Origin of the sequence: Lysinibacillus sp. GbtcB16, assembly GCF_019091145.1 — a bacterium.
GTDB lineage: Bacteria > Bacillota > Bacilli > Bacillales_A > Planococcaceae > Lysinibacillus > Lysinibacillus fusiformis.
Window position 1 is genome coordinate 1 of sequence record NZ_JAGXJV010000363.1, and the last position, 274, is coordinate 274.

Annotated in this window: 1 pseudogene; it reads left to right on the forward strand. The window is 54.0% G+C overall.

Annotation, left to right across the window (positions count from 1 at the left end):
• Positions 1–274, forward strand: a pseudogene (locus KVT27_RS24560) (ABC transporter substrate-binding protein); the annotation flags it as partial.

The window sequence follows — 274 nt, forward strand, 5'->3', positions numbered from 1 at the left end:
TGTTTTCGGCGGTAAAGCGAAAGGTAAAATCACCGTATATTCCATTTTCCAAGAGGAAGAAGCGCGCAAGATCCTGGATAAATTCAAGGCAGAAACAGGGATCGACTACGACGTTCTTCGTCTGCCAAGCGGGGAAGCGGTTACACGCGTCCAGAACGAAATGGGCAAGCCGCAGGCTGACTTCCTGATGGGCGGTCCGGCGGATTCGCACGAGGTCCTGAAGAAAGCCGGCGCACTGGAGAGCTACATCTCCCCTAACGCCAAGGATATCGCT